General features: G+C 74.0%; 16 protein-coding genes. 13 read left to right on the plus strand and 3 right to left on the minus strand.

The features are described 5' to 3' along the window. Window positions 1-18: 18 nt before the first annotated feature. The 7 genes from V4Y03_RS26500 (at window position 19) to V4Y03_RS26530 (ending at window position 14,961) form a co-directional block, all read left to right on the plus strand. Window positions 19-3,399, plus strand: a complete 3,381-nt coding sequence (locus V4Y03_RS26500; RefSeq protein WP_332436505.1) for a tubulin-like doman-containing protein — start codon at window positions 19-21, stop codon at window positions 3,397-3,399. Then, the gene (locus V4Y03_RS26505) at window positions 3,396-5,963 is read left to right on the plus strand and encodes a hypothetical protein (RefSeq protein WP_332436506.1); all 2,568 of its coding nucleotides are present in this window, start codon (window positions 3,396-3,398) and stop codon (window positions 5,961-5,963) included. The genes V4Y03_RS26500 and V4Y03_RS26505 overlap by 4 nt, the downstream gene beginning before the upstream one ends. Further along, on the plus strand, window positions 5,960-8,410 hold the full coding sequence (locus V4Y03_RS26510) for a hypothetical protein (protein ID WP_332436507.1): 2,451 nt from the start codon (window positions 5,960-5,962) through the stop codon (window positions 8,408-8,410). Before V4Y03_RS26505 ends, V4Y03_RS26510 begins: the two co-directional genes overlap by 4 nt. Further along, window positions 8,407-10,938 carry a hypothetical protein gene (locus V4Y03_RS26515; protein ID WP_332436508.1) on the plus strand — a complete coding sequence of 844 codons (2,532 nt, stop codon included), beginning with the start codon at window positions 8,407-8,409 and terminating at the stop codon, window positions 10,936-10,938. Before V4Y03_RS26510 ends, V4Y03_RS26515 begins: the two co-directional genes overlap by 4 nt. 92 nt (window positions 10,939-11,030) lie before the next feature. Further along, the gene (locus V4Y03_RS26520) at window positions 11,031-12,263 is read left to right on the plus strand and encodes an arginine deiminase (protein WP_332436509.1); all 1,233 of its coding nucleotides are present in this window, start codon (window positions 11,031-11,033) and stop codon (window positions 12,261-12,263) included. Between the two features lie 133 nt (window positions 12,264-12,396). Continuing rightward, window positions 12,397-13,410, plus strand: a complete 1,014-nt coding sequence (gene argF, locus V4Y03_RS26525; protein ID WP_332436510.1) for an ornithine carbamoyltransferase — start codon at window positions 12,397-12,399, stop codon at window positions 13,408-13,410. 120 nt (window positions 13,411-13,530) lie between these two features. After that, the gene (locus V4Y03_RS26530) at window positions 13,531-14,961 is read left to right on the plus strand and encodes an amino acid permease (protein ID WP_317877342.1); all 1,431 of its coding nucleotides are present in this window, start codon (window positions 13,531-13,533) and stop codon (window positions 14,959-14,961) included. On the opposite strand, the gene V4Y03_RS26535 is transcribed toward V4Y03_RS26530, so the two are convergent. Next, entirely contained in the window at window positions 14,915-15,400 is a 486-nt protein-coding gene (locus V4Y03_RS26535) for an ATP-binding protein (RefSeq protein ID WP_317877341.1), read from the minus strand. The two genes, V4Y03_RS26530 and V4Y03_RS26535, sit on opposite strands and share 47 nt — an antisense overlap. Window positions 15,401-15,694: 294 nt before the next feature. On the opposite strand from V4Y03_RS26535, the gene V4Y03_RS26540 reads away from it, so the two are divergent. The 3 genes from V4Y03_RS26540 to V4Y03_RS26550 all read left to right on the plus strand — a co-directional run bounded on the left by V4Y03_RS26540 (window position 15,695) and on the right by V4Y03_RS26550 (window position 19,392). Then, on the plus strand, window positions 15,695-16,522 hold the full coding sequence (locus tag V4Y03_RS26540; RefSeq protein ID WP_332436511.1) for an enoyl-CoA hydratase family protein: 828 nt from the start codon (window positions 15,695-15,697) through the stop codon (window positions 16,520-16,522). Then, the gene (locus V4Y03_RS26545) at window positions 16,507-18,804 is read left to right on the plus strand and encodes a bifunctional salicylyl-CoA 5-hydroxylase/oxidoreductase (RefSeq protein WP_332436512.1); all 2,298 of its coding nucleotides are present in this window, start codon (window positions 16,507-16,509) and stop codon (window positions 18,802-18,804) included. Before V4Y03_RS26540 ends, V4Y03_RS26545 begins: the two co-directional genes overlap by 16 nt. An 87-nt stretch (window positions 18,805-18,891) precedes the next feature. Further along, the gene (locus V4Y03_RS26550; RefSeq protein ID WP_332436513.1) at window positions 18,892-19,392 is read left to right on the plus strand and encodes an anthrone oxygenase family protein; all 501 of its coding nucleotides are present in this window, start codon (window positions 18,892-18,894) and stop codon (window positions 19,390-19,392) included. Here V4Y03_RS26550 and V4Y03_RS26555 read toward each other — a convergent pair. Both V4Y03_RS26555 and V4Y03_RS26560 read right to left on the minus strand, forming a co-directional pair. Continuing rightward, a complete protein-coding gene (locus tag V4Y03_RS26555; protein ID WP_332436514.1) occupies window positions 19,389-20,216 on the minus strand; it encodes a PaaX family transcriptional regulator in 828 nt (275 codons plus the stop codon). The two genes, V4Y03_RS26550 and V4Y03_RS26555, sit on opposite strands and share 4 nt — an antisense overlap. A 120-nt stretch (window positions 20,217-20,336) precedes the next feature. Next, window positions 20,337-21,959: an AMP-binding protein gene (locus V4Y03_RS26560; protein ID WP_332436515.1), complete on the minus strand. Its 1,623-nt coding sequence runs from the start codon at window positions 21,957-21,959 to the stop codon at window positions 20,337-20,339. A 171-nt stretch (window positions 21,960-22,130) separates the two neighbouring features. Here V4Y03_RS26560 and V4Y03_RS26565 point away from each other — a divergent pair, with 171 nt between their 5' ends. The 3 genes from V4Y03_RS26565 to V4Y03_RS26575 all read left to right on the plus strand — a co-directional run bounded on the left by V4Y03_RS26565 (window position 22,131) and on the right by V4Y03_RS26575 (window position 25,361). Beyond that, window positions 22,131-23,267 carry an acyl-CoA dehydrogenase family protein gene (locus V4Y03_RS26565; protein ID WP_332436516.1) on the plus strand — a complete coding sequence of 379 codons (1,137 nt, stop codon included), beginning with the start codon at window positions 22,131-22,133 and terminating at the stop codon, window positions 23,265-23,267. Continuing rightward, entirely contained in the window at window positions 23,264-23,677 is a 414-nt protein-coding gene (locus V4Y03_RS26570) for a RidA family protein (protein WP_317873180.1), read from the plus strand. The genes V4Y03_RS26565 and V4Y03_RS26570 overlap by 4 nt, the downstream gene beginning before the upstream one ends. 130 nt (window positions 23,678-23,807) lie before the next feature. Further along, complete coding sequence (locus V4Y03_RS26575; RefSeq protein WP_332436517.1) at window positions 23,808-25,361, plus strand: MFS transporter; 1,554 nt, start codon at window positions 23,808-23,810, stop codon at window positions 25,359-25,361. Window positions 25,362-25,434: the final 73 nt, after the last annotated feature.

Genomic DNA, 25,434 nt, shown 5'->3' on the forward strand with positions numbered 1-25,434 from the left:
GTCAGCGAGGAGAACGACATGAAGATCTACCAGCCCATGCTCTTCGTCGGACTCGGCGGCACCGGCGGGCGGATCGGCAGCGAACTCGAGCGCAGCCTGCGCCGGGAGCTGTGCGGACCCGACGGCACCGACCTGGTCGACGGCGGTCGCCGGCTGCCCTTCCAGCTGCCCGACTGCCTCCAGTTCGTCTACGCCGACTTCAGCGAGGGCGAGATCGTCAGCCAGCCGCAGTTCAAGGCGAAGGGAGCCGAGGCCGCCGCCTTCGCCAGGACCTCCCGGATCGTCCGCGACCTGCTGCCCACCGACTTCGACTCCTCGCCCGAGGTGACCCGCATGCTGCGGGTCTCCGTCCCCGAGGAGACCCGGCTCTGGCTGCCGCCGCAGGCCCGCCAGCCGCGCGTCGCCCCCCTCAACAACGGCGCCGGACAGCTGCCGACCGTCGGGCGCGCCGCGCTCTTCGCGACCGTGCGCTCCGGGCTCGAACCCGTCCTGCGGCAGCTCCGCGAGGCGATCGGGGCCATCGGCCAGGCGGCGGGCGACCTCCGGCGGGTCGGCGGCGGCCGGATCAGGGGCTGCGACGTGTTCGTCGCCTTCTCCGTCGCGGGCGGCACCGGCGCCGGCATCTTCTACGACTTCATCCACCTCATCGGCCACGAGTTCCGCAACGCCCGCGTCCCCGGCGTGAAGATCTACCCGCTCGTCGTCATGCCCTCCGCCTTCCCGCCCGAGGCCGGCGGCGGACGCGAGGCCGAACTCAACTCCGCCCGCGCCCTCGTGGACCTCTCCCGGCTCGTCGACGACCAGAACGTCCCCGACGCCCTCGACCAGGTCGGCGACGTCGAGGACCGGGGCCGGCTCAGCGTCACGTACCCCGGTGACGGGGTCGTCGCGCTGCGCCCCGCCACCATGCAGACCGCCTTCCTCTTCTCCAAGCCGGCCGTCATCGGCAGCGACGACCTGCGCCGCTCCATCGCCGCCATGGTGATGTCGCTGATCGGCACCGACCTCGGCGACGACAACGGTTCGGCGACCCGTGTCGAGGAGGACTACCAGTCCTTCGCCGCGAGCTTCATCAACAAGAGCGTCGAACGCTCGACCCCGGCCCGTACCGGCATCGGCTACCGGGGCATGTCCACCAGCCTCGCCGCCTCCCTCACCGTGCCCGTCGACGACCTCGCCGAGATCGTCGCGGCCCGGCTGCTCGCCCAGGCGGTGCGCGGCATGTCCGAGCGCGCCCGGCGGCCCGACCGGGAGGGGCAGAACCACGTACGCGACCTGTTCACCCGCTCCGGCGTCGGACGGCTCTGGAGCCGGGAGGCGCCGGACGTCCCCGCCCCCGAGCAACTTCCCCGGGGCAAGGGGAAGATCACCCAGGAGCTGCGCAACCGGCTCGGGGACATGGAGGAGGCCCTGCGCCGCCTCGACGGCAGCCTCGCCCGCGAAGTCCCGCGCCTCGCCGAGGACTTCAGGCCGAGCGCCGGGGTACGCGAACTCCTGGGTCAGATGGACCCGTTCCAGGTCGAGGTCGTCCTCGCCGGACTTGCGGGACACCCCGACCGGGTGGCCAGGGAGGGCTTCAGCGGCATGCTCGACAACCGGCGCAACGAACCCGAACGGCCCCCGAACGTCCAGACCTCCGCGCCCGCCATCCCCGCCGTCCGGGGCAGCGTCGGCGGAGTCGTACCGGCCCGGTGGAGCGACCCCGACGTGCAGGACGCGCTCGCCGCCCAGGAGGCCTGGTACCAGTGGCGGGCCCGGACCCTCTGGCACCGCGGCTGGCAGGCCGGCGAGGCCCAGTGGCGGCCCTCCCTCAACCGGGTCTCCGCCGAGGTCTCCGAACTCGCCAAGGCGCTCCGCGTCCACGAGCACGACGAGGCGAAGGCCTTCGCCGAACGCCGCCGCGACCTCTACCGCGACGACCGCGCCGGCATCGCCTATCTGCTGCCCCCGCAGAACACCCTGCGCGCCTTCTACGACGACGTCGTCGACCGGCTCGCCCAGTCCCTGGGCCTGCCCGAGTCCGCCGACGCCGCCGCCCTCCTCGGCCGGCTCGTCGGACCCGAGGACTGGCGGCGGGCCCTCGACGCGGTCCGCCGCTCGTCGGGGGCGGCCGTGAAGGAGATCAAGCAGGTCGTCGAGCGACGGGTCAAGCGGCTCTTCGGCGAGGCCAACGACGATGTCTTCGCCCGCCCCCTGCTGCCTTCCATGGAACTGCTCCTGCGCGCCGCCTCGGGCGACGAGACCGCCGAGGCGAAGGTCGACCCGCGCTGGCTCGACCAGTTCCGGGCCCGTCTCGCCGGACTGATCCCGGTGGGCTTCGTCCCCGACGGCAGCGGCCCGCTCAAGATCCTCATCGTGCACCCGGCGAGCGAATCCGACGGCAGGGCGCGTGACTTCCTCGAACAGGAACTCAATCTGCCCGCCCGCGTCACCCCGGAGAGCCGGGCCGGCGACACCGACTCCATCACCGTCGTCTTCTTCCGCAGCGGTATGAACCTCACCGACATCTCCGAGGTCCGCAGCGTCCTCAGTCTCTGGTCCGAGGCCCGCGACGCGGGTGGCGAGGACGACTTCCTGCACTGGCGCCAGCGCCTCGGCTACCAGGACGACTGGCTGGTCTCCACCGAACACGACCGCCAGCGCATCCTGCACCGGCTGCTCTGCGCCCTCTGGAACGGCCACATCGACGCCGAGGGCCCCGCCGAGTCGCCCCATGTCGTCCGCATCCGGCTCCAGGACGGCGAGTCCGCGACCATGTCGCTGCGCCTGGAGGGCTTCGACGGCTCGCTCTCCAGCTGGGCCGGGCTGCTCCGCGCGTACGAGCGCTGGGCGCTGCTCGACGAGGGGCAGATCATCGAGCAGTTCTGCGAACGACTCATGCAGGCCCTGCCGAAGGGGCTCGCCCAGATCCCGGCACCCCCGTCGGCGCTCTTCACCCACTTCGTGGAGCGGGTCGCCCCGCGCCAGCTCGCCCTGATCGACGAACTCGTCGCCGAATACGGCGAGTACGGGGACGCCGACAGCGAATGGCTCGCCCCGCTGCGCCACTTCTGGGAGGTCACCTACCCGGGCGCCCTCGACATGCGCTTCCCGAGGGCCGCCCGCCCGACCAGGTCCACGCTGCGGGCCCTGTACGAACGGCACGGGTCGCGCGGGAAGGGGAGTGAGGCCGGGGGCGGGGCAGACAGCGGCGGCGGTACGGTGCCCGATCCGCGTACGGCCTACGGGAACGGCGACGGTCCCGGACCCGCTCACGGGCCCGCACCCGCACCCGCAGCCGCAGCCGCACCCGTACCCGCGCCCCGGCCGCCCTCCGCCTACGAGGGCGACTGGGAGCTGGAGCCCGAACCGGACTTCGGGCCGGAGTTCGGGCCGGGCTACGCAGGGGAGGCGGAATGAGCCCGCGCGTCCTGCCGGAGCGACCACTGCCCGGGCACGCCGTCTGCCTGGACCTGCGGACGGCGGGGGCCCACGACCCCGACGCGGTGCTCCGGGCGGCCCTGGACACCCCGCAGCCCGGCGGCGAGCGCCGCTTCCTCGTCCTCGACGAGGCCGAGCGGCTCGTCGCCCACCAGCGGCTCTACGAACGCCTCTCCTCGTACGGGCCCGCCCACATCGTCTGTCTGGCCGTCGGCGCGCGAGGGGCGCGTACCGTGAGCCGCTCCCTCACCCTGCGCCCGCCCGCCGCCGGCGTCCTGTGGCTGTTCGACACCGTGGAGAACGGCGTCCCCGGCGAGGCCGTACTGCGCCCGCTCGTCGCCGTCCTCTCGACGCCCGAGGTCTTCGACGCCGTCCTCCGCGCGCTCGGCCAGGTCGGGCACGGCGTGGCCGTGCCCGCCGCGCGCGTCCTGGAGCACGACCTGACCGACGAGGCGCGGGCGCGCGCCTGGCGGCAGGCGGTGGAAGGGCTGGCCGGCCAGGACGTACCGGCGGGCACTCCCTCCGCCGAACAGGTGCCGGGCACCCTGGCCCTGCTGCTCGACGAGGGGGTGCCGCGTTCGCTGGCCGGCCACCGGTGGCTGCCGCCCCAGGGCAGGGCGGGGGCCGCGATCGGCGCGTGCGAGGAGGCCGTCGGGGACGCCGTCGACGACTACCAGCGGGTACGGGGAGCCGCCGGGCTCCTCACCCGGGCGGGCGGTTCGGTCGATCTGCCGATGGACATCGAGCGGGTGACACGGGAGCTGGGCCGGTTCCGCGCCGTCGTCGCGGACGCCTTCGGCGCGGCGGGCGGCAGCCGGCTCACCGCCGAGCACCGGGGTCTGCTCCGCGACCGGGGCATCGAACTGCCCGAGATGCCACGGGAGATCACCCGGGCCGGGATCGTCCCGGCCCTGCGCGACCACACCCACGAACTGATCGGCAAGGGCCTTTCGCTGCGGTCGGTGGCGGCCCGGCTGTCCGCGCTCGCCGCGCGCACCGCACCCGTCGGCAGCGCCGCCCGGCTGGCCCGGCTCGACGCGATCTGCGGTCCCGAACGGCTGCGGCGGCTCGACGAACGGCATCTCTTCACGGCCGGCGGATCGCGTCCGATGGCCTTCGCGGTGACCGGCCTCCTCGCCCTGCTCGCCGGGGTGTGGCCGGTCCTCGGCTGGGTCCTCGGCCCGGCGGTGGGCGCGGTCGCCGCCGGGCTCGCCCGGCTGATGCTGCGGCGCAGGCCGAACCGATCGCCGGACGGGCGGATCGACGGCGGAGGTTCGACGGGAGCGGCACCCCGCCTCCTCGGGGGGCTGCTCGGCGGCCTCCTCGGGGCGGGCATCGGCCTGTTCCTCGACCTTCCGGCGTGGGCGGGGGCGCTCGCGGTCGCCGTGTCCCTCACGGCCGTCGTCCTCCTCGCGCTGCGCGACTGGAGCCGGGCCGTCGACGACTGGTGGGCGCGGGCGGACCCCGAGGAGGCGTGGCGCGTCCTGCGGGAGATCCAGACGCTGGTTGTCACGACCGCCGTGCACGACTGGCTCTTCGCCGAGGTGCGGCACCACTGCTCGGCGGGCGCGGGGGCGGTGTCCCGGCTGCTCCGCGACCTCGCGGCGACGGCGGACACACACGGAAGGGCGTACGAGCGGGACCGGTCGCCGGGTGAGGTCCCGCGGGCTTCCGACTCCGCCCCGCCGGGCGAGGAAACCCGTACCGCCGCCTGGAGTTGGGAGGACTGGGGCGGCGGCGACGAGGACGACGACGTCTGGTCCGACATGGACGAGGAACCCCGGGCGCCGTCGCCGCGTGGCCGGGCCTCCGGTCCGTCCCTGGCCGAGTTCGCGGACCCGTCGCCGTCCCCGTACGCGTACGCGGGCGATGAGGCCCGTGGGCCCGAGCCCGCGGATCCCGGCGGGCGGCCGTCGTCCGTCCCCGCGCCCGCGTGGCTGGAGCGGCGGTACGGGGACGGCGGCCCCCTTCTCGTCGACACGCTCGTGGGCGACCTGGTCGCCGGCACCCTGCTGATCCTCGACCGGTGCTGGGCGGGCATCGAGCGCGACCCCGGCGCCCGCGCCTCCGCCTCGCACGAACGGCGGATCGCGGAACTCCTGGACGAGACCCGCCTCCGCCTGGAGCGCGATGTGGCGGCCTCGCCGCCGCCCCGGTACGAGGGCCTGCGCGACCCCGACGCGCTCACCGCCCTCACCCCCCTCGCCGACCGCTCCGACCGGCCCGACGCCGCCCGGCTCACCGGGGTCGCCCCCGACGCCGTCGCCCGGCTGCTCCTGGCCGAGGACGACCCCGGCCACACGATCCCGCTCTGCGGCCCCGAGCACCTCAGGCTGCTCTCCCATGACCCGCTCGCCGCCCGGCAGGTCCGGTTCGTGCCGGAGGCGATGCGGCGCGGGGCCGCCGGGGACGACGTCTGGCGGGGCACCGCCGAGGACGTCGTGTGGACCGGCGCGGGACGCCACGCCGGAATCCTCCGTCTCGTACCCCTGCGCGCGGACGTCGTGCACACCGTCCGCGCCGAGGAGGCGGGAGAAGCGTGACAGACCAGAACCACCCGGACGACGCGTACCACCCGGACGACGCGGGCCCGCCGAACGACGCCTACCACGACGACGACGCGGGCCGGCCGAACGACGCGGGCCGGCCGAACGACGCGGGCCGACGGGACGGCCCAGGGCGCCGGGACGACGAGGGCCTGCCGGTCGCCGCCGGGCCGCCCCCGCACACCGGCCGTCCCCTCGGCCCCGACCACCCGGACCACCTCACCGCCCCGAACCCGCCGCCCCACCCGTACTACCAGGAGCTGGAGTTCCTCACCCCCCAGGAGGCCCCGGTCCGCTTCGTCGTGCGGTACGGGGAGGACCGCAGGCCCCCTGACCGGCCCGGGTTCCTGGCGCGCCGGGCGTTCCTGGGGACGGGGGCGGTGCCGGTCCACCAGTACCGACTGGCCTCGTCCGCGCAGGGCGACCCCGGGACGTACGGGCTGCTTGAGCGCGAGGTGTCGGCCTCCGTCGCCCTCGAACGCCGTTACGGCGGAGCCAGGTTCGGCGCCGTCCTCACCCGGATCGTCGGCTTCGACCTGACCGCCGCCGAGCCCTTCGTGCTGTACCGGCCGCCGGGCGGACGTCCGCTCACCGACTGGGCGGGCCGCCTGTCCGCCGAGGGCCAGGAGGCGATCATCGGCCAACTCGCCATGGCCGTACGGCTGCTGGGCGATCTCGATCTCGTCCACCGGGCGATCGCGCCCGACACCGTCCGGTGGGACGGCACCCGGGTGCGGCTCCGCGAACCGTACGCGGCGCTGCGCGCCGGAGAGCCGCGCGACCCCTTCGGCGCCGCCCCCTGGGCGTCGCCGGAACAGCGTGCGGGGCGCGGTGCCGCCGACCCGCGCGACGACCTTTGGTCCGTCGCGGAGATCGCGTACTACCTGCTCGCGGGCCGTCCCGACCGGGGCGAGGGGCCGCCCCGCGACCTCGCCGACTTCCGCCGCCTCGCCGCCCTCGAACACAGCGGCCTCTTCTCGCCGCACGCGGCTCAACGGCCGCATCCGGAGGAGCTGTTGAGGCTGCTCCACGTACCCGATCCGCTCGCCGGCGGGCTCGGTCCCGCCGATCCGCTCGACCGCTGGCGCACCGAGTACGACCACCAGATCGCCAGGAAACGCGCGCTGTCCGGAGCGGACCGGCATGGTGTGCGGACGCCCCAGGGAGCCTCCGCGCCCCTACCCGACCCGCGCCCGCCGCGTACCACCTTCATCGGCCGGATCTTCGGCGGCGGTGGCTCCGGCGGTGGCTCCGGCGGTGGCGCCGGTGGTGGCGCCGGTGGTGGCTCCGGCGGTGGCGAACCCGACCGGTCCTCCCGCCCCGCCGCTTCCCCGCCGCCGCCCGCCCCCGTACCGGATTCGCCCGCGCGGAGCCGGATGTGCCCGCACTGCCTGTTGCCCGTCACCTACGACGAACGGCTCCTCGTCACCATCGACGCCAAGGGCACCCGCATCCCGCTGGACCTCAGCGCCGAACACCGGCCGGGCCACCGCACCGACGCCCTCCGCAAGGCGTACCACCTCTGCCCCCACACGGTGGAGGGCGACGAGGAACACGAACTCCCCGTGCCCTACCTCACCAACGGCGAGCCCCTCACCGTCGCCCTCGTCGGCAGTTCCTCCGTCGGCAAGACGCACCTCCTCGCCGCGATGCTGGGCGAGGTCGAACTCGGCGGCCTCGAACCGTACGGACTGAAGTGCCGGCCGCTCAACCCCGAGGCCCACCGCACCTACCTGCGCGAACGGGTGCAGAGCCTCCAGCAGGGGCGGCAGCTCGGCCGAACCGGACAGCAGACCTTCGCCCGGTTCGCGGACGGTCTGCTCGTCTCGGCGGGCGGCGCCACGCCCCGGCCCGTCGTCTTCTTCGACCTCGCGGGCGAGGACCTCGCCCAGGACAGCGAGGTCGGCCGCTTCCTCATGGGCGTCGACGCCTTCGTCTTCGTCCTCGACCCCCTGCGCGCGCTGCGGATGCGCTCCCTCGACCCCGTACGGGAACAGAGCGGGCTGCGGCGGCGCGAACTCGGCGACGAGGCCTTCGCGACCGTGCTCAACCGCATCCCCCGGCAGCGGGGCGGCCTCGTCGCCGCACCGGCCGCGCTCGCCCTCAACAAGAGCGACCTCGTCCGCTTCGAGCCCGTCGTCGACCGCTGGCTCGGCCGGGCCCTGCCCGGCCGCCACGACCCCGCCGCGCTCCACGCCGAGAGCCGGGACGCGTACGCCTTCCTGGCCCAGAACGCCAGCGCCGCCTGGCTCAAGCCCTTCGACGACTGCGCCGACTGCACCCTGCACTTCGTCGCCGCGACCGGCGGACAGGCGCGCGGCGACCGATTTCCGCACGGGGCCCGGCCGCGCCGGGTCCTCGCGCCGCTGCTGTCGCTCTTCGCCGCGTGCGGCCTGCTGCCCGGGGCGGAACCCGCGGGAACGAGAGAGGGGATCGACCGATGACACGGTCGGAGAACGAGGTCGACCAGATCGTCTTCCGCTGGGACAGCGAGAACCTCACCGGCAGCACCGGCTTCGGGCCGGTCGCCTGGTCCGGGCCCCGCGACGAGGCGGAGACCCTGTTCAGGCTCTCCGCCCCCGTCCTGCGCGCGAGCGGTGAGGAGACCCGGCCCGCCCTCGTACGACTCCAGCGGCGCGCCGACGTCATGCTCATCCGGCGCACCCCGTTCACCGAGGCCGACGGCGGGACCTCCGTGCTCTGCCACGCCCTCGTCGGCGCGCCCGCGCTGCTCCCGCCCGCCACCTGCCTCGGGCTGCACGCCTGGGACTGGGAGGGTGCGGACCTGAACGCCGCCGAGGTGCGCGGCCCGCTCCCGGTCGTCCCCGAGGCCGCCCTCGTCCGGGCGTCCAGCCGAGGACAGGGCGAACTCGACCGGGCCCTGGCGCACGTCACCGACGAACTCACGGGTACGGTCGCCGAGTTGCTCCGCCACCCCGAGGAACGCTTCACCGTCCTCGACGAACGGGGCGACAGCGCCGGCCTCGTCCTCTGGGGACTCCACGGCATGTTCGGCGAGGTCGCCGACCGCCGGTGGACCTTCGCCACCCACGACACCGCCGAACTCCCCGCCCTCCGCTTCGTGTTCGTGGGCCGCTGGTCGGGCGCCGCGAGCCGCAACACCGAACGCCGCCGCGTCGACCCGCGCGAGCGTTTCGGCGACCGGGCGGAGGAGATCGCGGCGCGCCTGGTCGCCCACCACGTGCGGGGGGCGGTGGCGGGGGAGGGCGACGAGTACGCGGTCGGCAGCGCGCTCCACACCGCCGGGTCCGCCCGCCGCGGCCCCCTCCTGGAGACGGCCGCGCGGGCACTCGACGCGCTGGACGCCCGGGGTGGCGGCGGCGGTCCGGGGACGCTGCCCGCGCCGGACCTCCGGGGTGGCGGCGGCCCGGGGACGCGGCCCGCGCCGGGGGCCGTAGCCCCGCGTGCACCGGGCTCAGGGACCTGGGAGGAGGAGTTTCCCATCCAGGATCCGCCGCCCGTACGGGGCAGGAAGGGCACGGTACGGGGGTGGCTGACCTCGGGGTCCCGTACGGGGGAGCCGGGGGCGCGCGGGGGGCGGCGGGGCGGCGACGACCGGGACCGTGACCGGGGCTGGGACCGGGACGGCGACGGGGGCGTCGAGGCGAGGGTCCCCGGAGCCGTCACCGGAACGGGCCCGTGGGAGTGCCCGGACCTGTGGTTCCGCCCGGAGAGCCTGGAGACGGCGGACCGGGACGGGGCAGCGGGCCGGGGCGGGGTGACCGATCGGGACCGAACCCCCGACCCGTACGGGGAGCCCGGCGCGGCAGACGGGACCGCGCCGGTCGGCTCGGGCCGCGAGGTCGGCTCGGATCGGGACGACGGCCCGGGATGGCAGGACGGCCCGGGGTGGACGGACGGCCTCGGTCGGCCGGGCGGCGGGGTGGGGCCCGGCGGCCCGTCGCCGTCGCCGCCCCATGGGCAGCAGCTCGCGAACGGGCAGGACCGACCGGGCAGCGCTCGGCGGCCTGAGGCTCCGGCCAGGCCTGAGGCTCCGGCCAGGCCTGAGGCACCGGCCGGGCCTGAGGCTCCGGCCAGGTCTGAGGCACCGGCCGGGCCGGAGCGGCCCGTTGCCCCCGAGCCTGTGATCCCCGAGCCCGTTGTCCCCGAGCCCGAGGGCTCCCACCACACCCCCTCCGAGCCCCCCGCCCCCGACGGCGACCCCTACGCCCGCCCCTTCCTCCCCCCGAACGTTCCCCAGTGGACCGGGCCCGCTGCCTCGGGCCGGCGTGCGGTCCGGAGTCGGGTGCGGGGTCGTGAGCGGGAGGTCGAGAGCGGGCTCGTGCACAAGCTGCCGACCGCCCGAGGCGCGCTGGAGGCCCGTGTTCTCGTCGAGCGGGCCGGCAGCCGCGAGCTGCTGGACGCGCTGCGCCGCGCGCAGGCGTACGAGATCCTCACCGTCCTCCTCGGAGAGGTCGCACGCCGACTGCCGTCCTGGGGTCACCCGTTGCGCAGGGAGCTGTGCGAGGTGGTCCTCGGGCGGGACCTCTGGGCGGTCAGGCCGCCGGGCGCGGACGCCGATCCGTCGGACCCGCCGCCGTCGCTCCGCGCGGCCAACGCGGCCGAGCTGCACCGTTGGGCCGTCCGCCCCCTCCTGGGCGCCGGCGACGCACCGGTCGGCACGGTCGCCGCGCTGCTCTCCCGGCTCCGTACGAGCCCGGTGCCGTCCGCCCGCGAGACCTTCTGGCTGATCGTGGACCGTGAGCGGCCGGGCCTCCCGGACACGGTCTGGCTCGCGCTCCTCAAGGAGGCGTACGGGGTGCCCCGTACGGGAGCCCCGGGCCCGAGGTCCGGGTCCGGGGCGTCGAACCGGGCCGGCTCGGACGGTTCGTTCGGCCGGAACGACTCCGACGACCCCGACAACGGCTACACCCGGCGGTTCCTGAACTGCGTCGGGCTTCTCCTCGGCGGCCTGGTGATCACGATCCTCCTGGTGGCCGTACTGACCTGACCCCCCGTACCGAACCGACCCCCGACCCGACCCGACCCCCGACCCGACCCGAAACGCGGGCCCCGGCCGCCCCGCTCCGTCAGGATGGACGTATGGGATTCCATGTCGACTCCGAGACCGGGCGGCTGCGCCGCGTCATCCTGCACCGGCCCGATCTGGAGCTGAAGCGGCTCACCCCGACCAACAAGGACGCCCTGCTCTTCGACGACGTGCTGTGGGTGCGCAGGGCCCGGCAGGAGCACGACGGTTTCGCGGACGTGCTGCGCGACCGGGGCGTGGAGGTCCACCTCTTCGGCGACCTGCTCAGCGAGTCGCTCGACGTGCCGGCGGCCCGCTCGCTCGTCCTCGACCGGGTCTTCGACGAGAAGGAGTACGGTCCGCTCGCCGCCGACCACCTCCGGGCCGCGTTCGACTCGCTGGACGCGGGCGCGCTGGCGGAGGCGCTGGTCGGCGGGATGACGAAGCGGGAGTTCCTGGCGGCGCACCGGGAGCCGACCTCGGTGCGGTTCCACGCGCTGGACCTGGACGACTTCGTGCTCGGGCCGCTGCCGAACCACCTGTTCACCCGGGACACCTCGGCCTGGATCTACGACGGCGTCTCGATCAACGCGATGCGCTGGCCCGCCCGGCAGCGCGAGACCGTGCACTTCGAGGCGATCTACAAGCACCATCCCCTCTTCACGGGCGCCGAGGCGGGCACGTTCCACACCTGGTCGGAGGGGCAGGCCGACTACCCGTCGACCATCGAGGGCGGGGACGTCCTGGTCATCGGGAACGGTGCCGTGCTGATCGGGATGAGCGAGCGGACGACCCCGCAGGCGGTGGAGATGCTGGCCCGGGGCATGTTCGCGGCCGGTTCGGCGCGCACGATCATCGCGCTGGACATGCCGAAGCGGCGGGCGTTCATGCACCTGGACACGGTGATGACGATGGTCGCCAAGGACACGTTCACGCAGTACGCGGGGCTCGGGATGCTCCGCTCGTACACGATCGAACCGGGGGACGCGGGTCAGTCCCTGCGGGTGACCGACCACCCGCCGGAGCAGATGCACAGCGCCATCGCGGCGGCGCTGGGACTCCAGGACATCCGGGTGCTGACGGCGACGCAGGACGTGCACGCGGCGGAGCGCGAGCAGTGGGACGACGGGTGCAACGTGCTCGCGGTGGAGCCCGGGGTGGTCGTCGCGTACGAGCGGAACGTCACCACGAACACGCACCTGCGCAAGCAGGGCATCGAGGTGATCGAGATCCCGGGCAGCGAGCTGGGCCGGGGGAGGGGCGGCCCGCGCTGCATGAGCTGCCCGGTGGAGCGGGACGCGGCCTGACGGGGTCCCCTGTGGAGCGGGACGCGGCCTGAACATCGGACAGGCGGGGGCTGTATATAAATGTTGAAGTGTGTATACACTTCCAACGTCCCCGATCGCCGTCCCTCGACCCGTACCCCCAGGAGCGCGTCCCATGGCCACAGACCTCATCGGCCGCCACTTCCTCAAGGAGCTGGACTTCACCGCCGAGGAGTTCCGCGCCCTGGTCGCGCTCTCCGCCGAGCTCAAGGCCGCCAAGAAGGCGGGCGCCGAGGTCCAGCGGCTGCGCGGCAGGAACATCGCCCTGATCTTCGAGAAGACCTCGACCCGCACCCGCTGCGCCTTCGAGGTCGCCGCCGCCGACCAGGGCGCCTCCACCACCTATCTGGACCCCGCCGGTTCCCAGATGGGCCACAAGGAGTCGGTCAAGGACACCGCCCGCGTCCTCGGCCGGATGTTCGACGGCATCGAGTACCGGGGCGACGGCCAGGCCGTGGTCGAGGAGCTCGCCGCCTTCGCCGGCGTCCCCGTCTTCAACGGGCTGACCGACGACTGGCACCCCACGCAGATGCTCGCCGACGTGCTCACCATGACCGAGCACACCGACAAGCCGCTGGAGACCATCGCCTTCGCCTACCTCGGCGACGCCCGCTTCAACATGGGCAACTCCTACCTGGTCACCGGCGCCCTGCTCGGCATGGACGTGCGGATCGTGGCCCCGGAGGCGTACTGGCCGGCCGCGGAGATCGTCGACCGGGCCCGCAAGCTGGCCGAGACCAGCGGGGCCACGGTCACCCTCACCGAGGACGTGGCGGACGGGGTCCGGGGCGCCGACTTCGTCGCCACCGACGTGTGGGTCTCCATGGGTGAGCCCAAGGAGGTGTGGGACGAGCGGATCGCCGCCCTCGGCCCGTACTCCGTGACCATGGACGTGCTGCGCGCCACCGGGAACCCGGACGTCAAGTTCCTGCACTGCCTGCCGGCCTTCCACGACCTGGGCACGGCCGTCGGCCGGGACATCCACGCCCGGCACGGCCTGACCGAGCTGGAGGTCTCCGACGAGGTCTTCGAGTCGGCGCACTCGGTCGTCTTCGACGAGGCGGAGAACCGGATGCACACGATCAAGGCCGTCATGGTCGCGACGCTCGCCGGTCCGGCGACCGAATAGTATTACGCCCGATTGGGTGAATATGCGTAGTGCGGTTTACGATCGCACGATTCAGGGGGGTCCGGGCGCACATGCTCGGACCCCCCTCACACATGCACGACCAGAGACGAGAACCACCGCATGACCTCGCGGATCAAGACCCCGCAGCAACTCCTCGCCGAATCCGGCGCCGACCTCGAAGGCCACGGCCTCAAGCGCACCATGGGCCTCTTCCAGCTCGTGTGCTTCGGCGTCGGCGCGATCGTCGGCACCGGCATCTTCGTCGGCCTCTCCGACAGCGTCGCCGAGGCGGGCCCCGCGGTCGTCGTCTCCTTCGTGCTCGCCGCCATCACCTGCATCTTCACCGCCTTCTCCTTCGCGGAGCTGGGCGGCGCGATCCCGGTCTCCGGCTCCTCCTACTCCTTCGCCTACGCGAGCCTCGGCGAGCGCACCGCCTTCCTCGTCGGCTGGTGCCTCCTCCTCGAATACGGCGTCTCCGTCTCCGCGGTCGCCGTCGGCTGGAGCCAGTACCTCAACGAGCTGCTCGACAGCCTGACCGGCTGGCAGCTGCCCACCGCGCTCTCCGCCGGACCGGCCGACGGCGGGGTGGTCAACCTGCCGGCCGTGGTCGTCATCCTGCTCGCCGCGACCCTGCTGGTGCGCGGGGTCAGGGAGAGCGCGCGGGCGACCGCCGCCATGGCGATCCTCAAGATCGGCATCCTGATCGTCTTCTGCGCCATCGGCTTCTCGGCCTTCCAGGCCGGTCACCTGTCGCCGTTCGCCACGGACGGCCTCGGCGGGATCACCGCGGGCGCCTCGGTGGCCTTCTTCTCGTACATCGGCTTCGACGCGATCACCACGGCCGGTGAAGAGGTGAAGAACCCGCGCCGGAACATCCCGATCGCCATCCTCGTCTGCATCGGGATCGTCACCCTGCTGTACTGCGCCGTCGCGCTCTCCGCGATCGGGGCCCTCGGCGCCGACGCCGTCGCCGACCAGCCGGCCGCGCTCTCGCTCGTCGTCGACCAGGTCACCGGGTCGTCCGTCGGCGGCGGGATCATCGCCTTCGGCGCGGTCGTCGCCATCGCGTCCGTCGTCCTCGCGGTGATGTACGGGCAGACCCGCATCCTGATGTCGATGTCCCGCGACGGCCTGGTGCCCCGGGTCTTCGAGCGGGTCTCGCCGAAGTCCGCGACCCCGGTCGCCAACACCTGGATCGTGGCCGCCGTCTTCGCCGTCCCCGCGGCCTTCGCCTCGCTCGACGTGGTCGTCAGCCTGACCACGATCGGCACGCTCGCCATCATGGCGGTCGTCAACCTCGCGGTGATGGTGCTGCGCCGCCGCGATCCCGAGCTGCCGCGCTCCTTCCGGGTGCCGCTCTTCCCGCTCAGCCCGATCCTCGGGATCGGCTTCTGCCTCTATCTGATCTGGGGCACCGGCTGGACGACCTGGGTGCAGTTCGCGGGATTCCTGGTCGTCGGCACGCTGGTGTACGCGCTGTACGGTCGGCGCCACTCGCGCCTGGTCACGGCTCCGAGCGAGGGCGCTGCGACGGGATCCCCGGGAGCGTGAACCAGACCGCCTTGCCGTGCGCGGTGGGGCGGTGTCCGCAGTCGCTGCTGAGCGCCCGGATGAGGAGGAGGCCCCGGCCGTGCTCCTGCCAGGGGTCGACCTCGGTCTCCGGGTCGGGGCAGACGAGCTGACCGGGGCGGGCGGGCTCGGAGTCGTGGACCTCGATCTGGCAGCCGCCGGGCGGCGAGAACAGCTCGACGACCAGCTCGATGGGGCCCCGGCCCGCGGTGTGCTCGACGGCGTTGGCGACCAGCTCGGCGGTGAGCAGCTCCGCCGTGTCGCCGTCGGGGCGGCCGGCGGACTCGGGGTCGATGTCGATGTCGGTGAGGGCGGTACGGATCAGGGCGCGGGCGATCGGCACGGCGGCGGTCGTGTGGGGCAGCTCGATACGCCAGGAGGCGGCCGGTCCGCCGACGGTGGGGCGGGTGGCTTCGTGCATGGGGCGGGCTCCCTTCGCCGTGTGGGGGCGGATGGGCGAGTGGGGTGGAGGCATCCCGAGACGTCCTGGTTTCAACCATACGAGGTGCAATTTGTTTCTCCAGGGGCGGCCCTCCCCGGTGGACAGGGACCTCGGTCACCAGTCGCCGAGGACCTTGGGCGGCGCGCCCTCATCCCTCTCCTGCCGCGACCCCACTCCTCTCTCATCGCGTCCCCGCCCCTCCCTTATCGCGTACTCGTGACGACAGTCACAGTACGGTGATACCCTCCGAACGGAGGAAGGAGGCCGTTCCGGATGAGCCCCTTTACCGGTTCCACGCCCCGCACGGCCCACTGGGAACACCTGCGCCTCGACATCGACCGGGGCGTCGCCACCGTCACCCTGGCCCGCCCCGCCAGACTCAACGCCCTCACCTTCGGCGCCTACGCCGACCTGCGCGACCTCCTCGCCGAGCTCTCCCGCGAGCGCGCCGTCCGCGCCCTCGTCCTCGGCGGCGAGGGCCGCGGCTTCTGCTCCGGCGGCGACGTCGACGAGATCATCGGCGCCACCCTCTCCCTCGACACCGCACAGCTCCTCGACTTCAACCGGATGACCGGCCAGGTCGTCCGCGCACTGCGCGAGTGCCCCTTCCCGGTCGTCGCCGCCCTGCACGGCGTCGCCGCCGGAGCCGGGGCCGTCCTCGCCCTCGCCGCGGACTTCCGGATCGCGGACCCCACCACCCGCTTCTCCTTCCTCTTCACCCGCGTCGGCCTCTCCGGCGGCGACATGGGCGCGGCCTATCTGCTGCCCCGGGTCGTCGGCCTCGGCCACGCCACCCGCCTCCTCATGCTGGGCGAGCCGGTCCACGCCGCCGAGGCCGAGCGCATCGGCCTCCTCAGCGAGCTGACCGAGGAAGGCGCGGCGGGGGAGCGGGCCGCCGCCCTCGCCCGCCGTCTCGCCGACGGCCCCGCCCTCGCCCTCGCCCAGACCAAGGCCCTGCTGACCGCAGAACTCGACATGCCCCTCGCCGCCTCGGTCGAGATGGACGCGGCCACCCAGGCCCTGTTGATGAACGGCGCGGACTACGCCGAGTTCCACGCCGCCTTCACCGAGAAGCGCCCCCCGAAATGGCAGGGGTGCTGACGGTGCCCGGCCCCCACGGGGACCCGGGCCGGGCGGCCGTGAACCGGATCGCCGTCATCGGCGGCGGCCCCGGCGGCCTCTACGCCGCCGCCCTGCTCAAGCGGCTCGACCCCGCCCGCGAGGTCACCGTCTGGGAGCGGAACGCCCCTTCCGACACCTTCGGCTTCGGCGTCGTCCTCTCCGACGAGACCCTCGGCGGAGTCAGGGACGCCGACCCCGCCGTGTACGAGGCGCTCCGCCGCGACCTCGTCCGCTGGGAGGACGTCGACGTCGTCCACCGCGGCCACCGCACCACCTCCACCGGCCACGGCTTCGCCGCCCTCGGCCGCCGCCGGCTCCTGGAGATCCTGCACACCCGCTGCACCGACCTGGGCGTACAGCTCCGCTTCCGCACCGAGGCCCCGCCCGCCGCCGCCCTCGCCGCCTCCCACGACCTGGTCATCGCCGCCGACGGCGTCCACAGCCGCACCCGCGAGGCACACGCCGACCACTTCCGCCCCCGGGTCACCCCGCACCGCTGCCGCTACATCTGGCTCGCCGCGGACTTCCCCTTCGAGGCGTTCCGGTTCGAGATCGCCGAGACCGAGCACGGCGTGATGCAGCTGCACGCCTACCCGTACGAGGCCGCCGCCTCCACCGTCATCGTCGAGATGCGCGAGGAGGTGTGGCGGGCGGCGGGCTTCGCCGAACTGGACGAGGCCGAGTCGACCGCCCGCTGCGCCAAGATCTTCGCCGAGGCGCTCGGCGGCCGGGAGCTCCGCTCGAACAACTCCGCCTGGACCGCCTTCCGTACCGTCGTCAACGCGCGCTGGTCGTACGGCAACACCGTGCTCATCGGCGACGCCGCCCACACCGCGCACTTCTCCATCGGCTCCGGCACCAAACTCGCCGTCGAGGACGCCGTCGCCCTCGCCGCCGCCGTCGGCGCCCACCCGGCCCTCCCCGAGGCCCTCACCGCGTACGAGACGGAACGACGGCCCGTCGTCGAGTCCACCCAGCGCGCTGCGGCCGCCAGCCTGCACTGGTTCGAGGAACTCGCCGGCCACGTCGACCGGCCGCCCCGCCGCTTCGCCTTCGACCTCCTCACCCGCAGCCGCCGCGTCACCCACGCCAACCTGCGGCTCCGCGACCCGGCCTTCACGGCCGCCGTCGAACGCGACTTCGGCTGCCCGCCCGGCACCCCGCCCATGTTCACCCCCTTCCGGCTCCGCGGCCTCACCCTGCGCAACCGGATCGTCGTCTCGCCCATGGACCTGTACGTCGCCGAGGACGGCGTCCCCGGCGACTTCCACCTCGTCCACCTCGGCTCCAGGGCGCTCGGCGGCGCCGGACTCGTCATGACCGAGATGGTCTGCGTCAGCCCGGAGGGCCGTATCACCCCCGGCTGCTCCGGCCTCTGGACCGACGGACAGGCCGCCGCCTGGGCCCGGATCGCCGACTTCGTCCACACCTCGGCGCCCGGCGCCGCGCTCGGCGTCCAGCTCGGCCACTCCGGCCGCAAGGGCTCCACCCGGCGTATGTGGGAGGGCATCGACCAGCCCCTCCCCGCCGGGAACTGGCCCCTGGTCGCCGCCTCACCCCTCCCGTACCGCCCCGGCGTCAACCAGGTCCCGGCCGCCCTCGACCGCGCCGGACTCACCGCCGTGCGCGAGCAGTTCACCGGCGCGGCCCGGCGCGCCGCCCGCAGCGGCTTCGACCTCCTCGAACTGCACGCCGCCCACGGCTACCTCCTCTCCGGCTTCCTCTCCCCGCTCACCAACCACCGCACCGACGCCTACGGCGGCGACCTCGAAGGCCGGCTGCGGTTCCCGCTCGAAGTCTTCGACGCGATACGGGAGGTGTGGCCGCGGGCGCGCCCGATGACCGTCCGCGTCTCGGCCACCGACTGGGCCGAGGGCGGGACCACCGACGAGCAGGCCGTCGCGGTCGCCCGCGCCTTCGCGGACCACGGGGCCGACGCGATCGACGTCTCCACCGGCCAGGTCGTCCCCGACGAGACCCCCGCCTACGGCCGCTCGTACCAGACCCCGTACGCCGACCGCATCCGCAACGAGGCCGGGGTGCCCGTCGTCGCCGTCGGCGCGATCTCCTCCTGGGACGACGTCAACTCCCTTCTCCTGGCGGGCCGCGCCGACCTCTGCGCCCTGGCCCGCCCGCACCTCTACGACCCGCACTGGACGCTGCACGCGGCGGCCGAGCAGTCCTACGAGGGCCCGGCGGCCCCCTGGCCGGCCCCGTACCGGGCGGGCAGCCGCCCGCCCCCCACGGGCCGCCGGGAGTAGACGCCGTCCGGGCGCCCTGGACGCTCGCGTATGCGGGTGCGACGCGGAACCATGTCGTGCGCGCCCCCGGCACCCTTGGATGGGGACATGACACAGAACAGGAGTGGGAACGGCGCCGGGGCGGTCCTCGGCGCGGCGACGGCGGCGACCGGACTGCTGGCGGGGGTGTGGTTCGCGTACGTCTGCTCGGTGATGCCGGCGCTGGCGCGCAGCGACGACCGGGTCTACGTCGAGGTGATGCGGAACATCAACGACGTGATCCAGAACCCGGTCTTCTTCACCCCGTTCCTCGGGGCGCCGCTCCTCGTGGCGGTGGCCGCCTGGCAGCACCGCGCCGGCCGGGCGCGGCTCTGGACGCTCGCCGCGGCGGTGCTGTGCGCGGCGGTCTTCGTGGTCACGGCCGCGGTGAACGTACCCCTCAACGACGCCCTCGCCGCGGCGAAGGACCCGACCGCGGCCCGCGCCGCCTTCGAGGCCCCCTGGGTGGCGTGGAACCTGGTCCGCGCGGCCCTGTCGACGCTGGCCCTCGGCTGCCTGCTGCGGGCCCTGGCCGTACGGAGGGACCCGGGCCTGCCGGGCACCCCCTAGGGGGTGTCTCCCGAGAGGAACGGCCGCACGTACTGGGCGCCCCGGTCCCGCAGCAGCTCGTGCAGGGACGCGAAGACCTCCGCCGAGCGCCGGCCGGGCCAGTCGTCCGGGAGGAGTTCCGCGGGCAGGACCGGGTCGGCGTACGGCAGACGGCGCCAGGAGTCCAGGGCGAGCAGATAGTCCCGGTAGGCGTCCTCGGCGCCCGCCGGGGCCGTCCGCCAGGCCCGCAGCACCGGCTCGTGCGCCGCGAGGAACTCCTCGTGGAGCCCGGCGACGGCGGGCAGGTCCCACCAGCGGGCCACCGCGCCGGCCGTCGGCGCGTACCCCAGGTGGTCGCCCCGGAAGAAGTCCACGTACGGGGAGAGCTCCAGGCGCTCCAGGGCGTTCCTGGTCTCCTCGTACAGCCGCGCGGGCGCGATCCAGACACCCGGCGCCGCCGTGCCGAAGCCGAGCCGGGCGAGCCGGGAGCGCAGCAGGTGCCGCTTGTGCCGCTCGGCCTCGGGGACCGAGAAGACGGCGAGGACCCAGCCCTCGGACAGTTTCGGCTCGGCGCGGGCGTAGATGCGGCGGTCGCCGTCGTCGAGGAGGCGGCGGGCGTCCTCCGAGAGGGCGTACCCGGCGGCCCCGTCCGCCGTACGGCCCGGCAGCAGCAGCCCGCGCCGCTTCAGCCGCGACACCGAGGAACGCACGGAGGGCGCGTCCACCCCGAGCACCCCGAGCAGCCGGATGAGCGCGGCCACGGGCAGCGGGGACCCGTCGGGCGCACGGCCGTACGCGCCGTACAGGGAGACGATGAGGGATCGGGGGGTGTGCTGCTCGGCCACGTGATCACTCTAGGGCCTGTCGTCGAACTCCCGTCGTCGCCCGAAGGGCGGCCCAGGCGTCGTGGGGCAGGCGGGAGTGTGACGACAGGCCCTGGGGGGTGGCGCGGGCGTCGTGCCCGGTCAGGCCGGGTCGCGGAGTCGGAAGCGCTGGAGCTTGCCCGTGGCCGTGCGCGGCAGCTCGTCCAGGAAGACGATCTCGCGGGGCGACTTGTACGGGGCGAGGCGGGCGCGGACGAAGGCCCGCAGCGCGGCGGCGGTGCCCGCGTCGCGCGGCACTCCCTCCCGTACCACCGTGTAGGCCACGACGACCTGGCCGCGCAGCTCGTCCGGGCGGCCCACGACGGCCGTCTCCACCACGTCGGGATGGTCCAGGAGCACTTCCTCGACCTGCGGTCCGGCGATGTTGTAGCCCGCCGAGATGATCATGTCGTCGGACCGTGACACATAGCGGAAGTAGCCGTCGGGCTCGCGGACGTACGTGTCGCCGGTGACGTTCCAGCCCTCCCGTACGTACTCCTCCTGGCGCGGATCGGCCAGATAGCGGCAGCCGACCGGGCCGCGCACCGCGAGCAGCCCCTCCTCGCCGTCCGGGACGGCCCGGCCCTCCCGGTCCACGATCCTGGCCTGCCAGCCGGGCACCGGGCGGCCGGTGGTGCCGGGGCGGATGTCGCCGTCGGCGGCGGAGATGAAGATGTGGAGGAGTTCGGTCGCGCCGATGCCGTTGATGAGCCGCAGACCCGTCCGCGCGTACCAGGCCTTCCAGGTGGCCTCCGGCAGGTTCTCGCCCGCGGAGACGCAGCGCCGCAGCGAGCCCAGCTCGGGGGCGGTGCCCTGGGTCAGCTCGTCGAGCATCACCCGGTAGGCGGTGGGGGCGGTGAAGAGCACGGACACCCGGTGCCGCTCGATCGCCGCGAGCAGCTGTTTGGGCCCGGCCTGCTCGAGGAGGACCGCGCTCGCCCCGGCCCGCAGGGGGAAGACGACGAGCCCGCCGAGGCCGAAGGTGAAGGCGAGCGGCGGCGAACCGGCGAAGACGTCGTCGGGCAGCGGGCGCAGGACGTGCGCGGAGAAGGTGTCGGCGACGGCGAGGACGTCCCGGTGGAAGTGGACGCAGCCCTTGGGGCGCCCGGTGGTGCCGGAGGTGAAGGCGATGAGGGCCACGTCGTCGGCGGCGGTCGCCACAGCGGGGTAGGGGCCGGGCCGGCGGGCGGCGAGGGCGAGCAGGTCGTCGGGGCCGTCCCCGCCGAAGGGGGTGACGCGGAGCCCGGCGACGCGGGCCCCGAGGAGTTCGTCGACGGCGTGGGCGTCGCAGAGGGCGTGGCTGCAGCGGGCCGCTCTGGCCATCACGGCGAGTTCGGGGGCGCGCTGCTGGGCCAGGACGGTGACGGCGACGGCCCCGGCCTTCATCACGGCGAGCCAGCAGGCGGCGAGCCAGGGGGTGGTGGGGCCGCGCAGCAGGACCCGGTTGCCGGGCTTGACCCGCAGGTCGGAGGTGAGGACGTGGGCGATGCGGTCGACGTGGTCCTGGAGCTGTCCGTAGCTCCAGACGCCGCCCTCGCCGTCGTGGAAGGCGGGCCGGTCGGCGCCGAGGCGTTCCACCGTGCGGTCGAGGAGTTCCTCCCCGCAGTTGAGCCGGTCGGGGTACACCAGCTCAGGGAGGTCGAAGAGGAGGCGGGGCCACCGCTCCGGCGGTGGCAGCCGGTCGCGGGCGAAGGTGTCGAGGTGGGCCGAGGGTGTCAGCTCCATGAGTCCGTCCCCCTGTCGAGGTGGGGTCGCCCGTCGCCTCACGAGCGTATCGTGTTGGTGACGGCAGTCAACTGTTCGCGACAAGCGGCAAGGGCACCCGAGGGCGCGGGGAAGGAAACGCGCCGGACGGCGCTCCCGCCGGGGCGCCCGAGGGAGCCGGAGAGGGACCGCATGCCCGCATTCTCGCTCGAACCGGAACAGATCACCTGGTGTGCGGAGCTCCGCGGCCTCGCCGCCGACCGCCTGAAGCCCCTCGCCGACAAGGGCGAACCCGGCCGGGTCAACCGCCCTCTCGTCGCCGCCCTCGGCGAGCTCGGGCTGATCGCCCGGCTCTTCGACGCCGGTGCCCTCGAACTCTGCCTCCTGCGCGAATCCCTCGCCCGCACCTGCACCGAGGCCGAGACCGCCCTCGCCCTCCAGGGCCTCGGCGGCCACCCCGTCGCCGCCTTCGGCACCCCGGCCCAGCGGGCCCGCTGGCTCCCCGAGGTCACCTCCGGACGGGCCGTCGCCGCCTTCGCGCTCTCCGAACCCGGCGCCGGCTCCGACGCCGCCGCACTCGCCCTCGAAGCCGTCCCCGACGGACACGGCGGCTGGCACCTGCACGGCGAGAAACAGTGGATCTCCAACGCCCCCGAGGCCGACTTCGCCACCGTCTTCGCCCGCACCACCCCGGGCGCCGGCTCCCGGGGCGTCACCGCCTTCCTCGTCCCCGCCGGCCGGCCGGGCCTCGACGGCGAGCCGCTCGACATGCTCGCCCCGCACGCCCTGGGCACCCTCACCTTCGACGGCGTCCCCGTCGGCCCGGAGGACCTCCTCGGCGAACCCGACCGGGGATTCCGCGTCGCCATGAACACCCTCAACCTCTTCCGCCCCAGCGTCGGCGCCTTCGCCGTCGGCATGGCCCAGGCCGCCCTCGACGCCGCCCTCGCCCACACCGCCGGCCGCCCCGCCTTCGGCGGCCACCTCGCCGACCTCCAGGCCGTCGCCCACCGGATCGCCGAGATGGCCACCCGTACCGAGGCCGCCCGCCTGCTCGTCTACGCGGCGGCCACCGCCTACGACGACGGCGACCCCGACGTGCCCCGGCGCTCCGCCATGGCCAAACTGCTCGCCACCGAGACCGCCCAGTACGTCGTCGACGCCGCCGTCCAGCTCCACGGCGCCCGCGCCCTGCAACGCGGCCACCTCCTCGAACACCTCTACCGGGAGGTCCGCGCACCCCGGATCTACGAGGGCGCCACCGAGGTCCAGCGCACGATCATCGCCAAGGAGCTGTACGCACGTCATCGCGAGGAGCCGTCCCCATGAGCCTGCACCGGCACAACCCCGCCGAACTCGCCCCGCCCACCGGCTTCTCCCACGCCGTCACCGCGACCGGCGGCAGGCTGGTCTTCCTCGCCGGACAGACCGCCCTCGACAGCGGGGGCGCGGTGGTGGGGGACACCCTGACCGAGCAGTTCACCACCGCCCTCGGCAACCTCCTCACCGCCCTCCGCCACGCCGGCGGCACCCCCGCCGACCTCGCCCGCGTCACCGTCTACACCACCGACGTCGACGACTACCGCGCCCACGCCAACGAACTCGGCCGGATCTGGCGACGGTTGGCGGGCCGCGACTATCCGGCGATGGCCGTGATCGGAGTCGTACGCCTCTGGGACGAACAGGCCCGGGTGGAACTCGACGGCTTCGCGGTCCTGGACGAGCCCGCCCACGGCTGAACGGGGGCCGGCCCACGCCTGACCTGCGGGGCCCCGATGATCAACTGGTCACCCGTACGGGTGAGGCTTAATGTCGAAAGGTGGACTGACCGGCCCACGGCTCACTCACCAGGCGGACCAGAGGCGCCACATGAGTACACCCAAGCCGACGACACCGGCACCGGCCGCCACCCCGAGGAAGGGCGGCGACGGCAAGGGCATCGCCCTGTTCGTGATCGCGTCCTGTCAGCTGATGGTGGTCCTCGACATCACCATCGTGAACATCGCGCTCCCGCACATCCAGACCGCGCTGGACTTCTCCACCACCAGCCTGTCCTGGGTCGTCAACGCCTACACCCTCACCTTCGGCGGTCTGCTGCTCCTCGGCGGGCGCGCGGGCGACATCCTCGGCCGCCGCCGGGTCTTCATCTTCGGTGTCCTGCTCTTCGGACTCGCCTCGCTCTTCTGCGGACTCGCGCAGAGCGAATGGCAACTTCTCGCCGCCCGCTCGCTGCAGGGCGTCGGCGGCGCGATAGCCTCGCCGACCTCGCTGTCCCTCATCACCACCACCTTCGACGAAGGCCCGGAACGCAACCGGGCCTTCGGTGTGTTCGCGGGCGTCTCGGCCGGCGGCGGCGCGATCGGCCTGGTCGCGGGCGGCATGCTGGTGCAGTGGCTCGACTGGCGCTGGATCTTCTTCGTCAACGTCCCCATCGCGCTGGTCATCGCCTTCCTCACCCCGCGCCACGTCAAGGAGTCCGAGCGGCACCCCGGCCACTTCGACCTCGCCGGTGCGCTCACCTCCACCCTCGGCATGGTGGCGCTGGTGTACGGCTTCATCCGGGCCGCGCAGGAAGGCTGGCGCGACCCCTACACGATCGGCTCGTTCGCCGCGGCGGTCGTGCTGCTCGCCGCGTTCATCCTGATCGAGCGGCGCTCCCGGCAGCCGATCACACCCCTGCACATGTTCGCCGACCGCAACCGCTCGGGCACCTACGTCATCATGCTCTGCCTGGCGGCGGCCATCTTCGGCATGTTCTTCTTCCTCACCCTGTTCGTGCAGGAGGTGCTGGGATTCAGCCCACTGACGACCGGTCTGGCCTTCCTGCCGGTCAGCGCGATCATCGCGGTCGGCGCCGGCTTCACGTCCAACCTGCTGCCGAGGTTCGGCCCGAAACCCTTCATGGTGACGGGCTCGCTGCTCACCGCGGTGGGCCTCTCCTGGCTGACCCGGACCAAGGTGGACTCCACCTATCTGGGCAGCATCCTCGGCCCGCTCCTCGTCTTCGGCCTGGGCATGGGGCTGATGTTCGTGTCGCTGACCATCATGGCCCTGTCCAACGTCGAACCACGGGAGTCGGGCGCCGCGTCCGGCCTGCTCAACGCCATGCAGCAGGTGGGCGGTTCGCTCGGCCTGTCGATCCTGGTGACGGTCTTCGGCACGGCCAGCCGCAACGAGGCGGAGACCCAGGTCCCCGCCTTCCTGGCCCAGGCGGGCCCCCTGGAGAAGTCCCAGTTCGCCCAGACGGGCCAGCTCCCACCCCCCTGGAGCGACCAGGTCCTCACCTCGGGCGTCTCCGCCGGCTTCGTCACGGCGGCCGTCTTCGCCGTACTGGGCGCCCTGGTCGCCCTCTTCGTCATCAAGGTCCGCCCCTCGGACATCGAACGGCTGAAGGGCGGCGCGGGAGTGATGCCGGGGGGCTGAACGCCGTCGCCGGAATCGGTTCGCCCCCCGTCCCGTACAACCATGGCTCGTTCCCGACGGTCTTGATCACGCA

Source organism: Streptomyces sp. P9-A4 (genome assembly GCF_036634195.1).
Classification (GTDB): domain Bacteria; phylum Actinomycetota; class Actinomycetes; order Streptomycetales; family Streptomycetaceae; genus Streptomyces.